The sequence below is a fragment of the Rhodovulum sp. PH10 genome (assembly GCF_000293785.1).
Classification (GTDB): domain Bacteria; phylum Pseudomonadota; class Alphaproteobacteria; order Rhizobiales; family Xanthobacteraceae; genus Rhodoplanes.
Window position 1 is genome coordinate 1 of record NZ_AKZI01000159.1, and the last position, 935, is coordinate 935.

General features: G+C 70.8%; 2 protein-coding genes. Both read right to left on the reverse strand.

The genetic code is table 11. The annotated features are described in order from the left end of the window. Complete coding sequence (gene tnpB, locus A33M_RS20230) at positions 1–357, reverse strand: IS66 family insertion sequence element accessory protein TnpB (RefSeq protein ID WP_008391298.1); 357 nt, start codon at positions 355–357, stop codon at positions 1–3. Further along, positions 354–803: an IS66-like element accessory protein TnpA gene (tnpA, locus tag A33M_RS20235; RefSeq protein ID WP_040622137.1), complete on the reverse strand. Its 450-nt coding sequence runs from the start codon at positions 801–803 to the stop codon at positions 354–356. Before tnpA ends, tnpB begins: the two co-directional genes overlap by 4 nt. Positions 804–935: the final 132 nt, after the last annotated feature.

A 935-nucleotide genomic window follows, 5' to 3' on the forward strand; every position in this document is an offset into this window, starting at 1 on the left:
TCAGCTCGGCGCGACCGGTGCCGCCGTCTCGCGCGCCGCATGGACGCGGCACCAATCGAGCCCTTCCAGCAGGGCCGAGAGCTGCGCAGCCGACAGCCGGACCACGCCGTCCTGCACGGACGGCCAGCGGAATCGGCCGTCCTCCAGCCGCTTCGCGAACAGACAAACGCCGGTGCCGTCCCAGAAGATCAGCTTCACGCGGTCGGCGCGCCTGGCGCGGAACACATAGACCGCCCCGGAGAACGGATCGGCCCGCATCTCCTCGCGCACCAGCGCGGCGAGCCCTTCGGCGCCCTTGCGGAAGTCGACCGGCCGGGTCGCCACCATCACCCGCACCGCTCCGGTCGGGCCGATCACGGCCGCGCCCTCAACGCGCGGATCACCGCCGCCACCGTCCCGGCCTCCGCGCCGGCGCCGATCCGTACGCTCACACCGTCGATCTCCAGCGCGATCGTGCCGGTGAGATCCGCAGTCCTTCGGTCTCGCCGGGGCCTCCGAGGTCGACGTACCGGCTCCGGCGACGGCGAGGCTGTCTCGACGACCGCCGGCACGAACAGCGGCGCCTCGGTCGCCGCCGCACCTGCCTCCGGCTGCCGAGCTTGCCGTCGCCATGTGAACACCTGCTGCGGCGTCAGTCCGTGACGTCGGGCGACCTCCGATACGACGGCGCCCGGAGCAAGCGTCTCCTCGACGATCCGCGCCTTGTCGTTCGTCGAGAACCGGCGCCGCCGGCCCGTCCCCGAGATCACCTCGATCCGGTGAACCGCCCCCGTAGGCTCGAGCGTAGAGTCAAGTTTAGACATGAGCCGATCTCCGATTCAGACCTCGATGATCGGCAGCCTCCGCCCTCACGACCATCCGCAGAAGGTGGGGCCAAAACGACGCTTACTGTGCCGGCACGACGTCGAGCCGTTCGCTGACGTCCTCGCCGATCC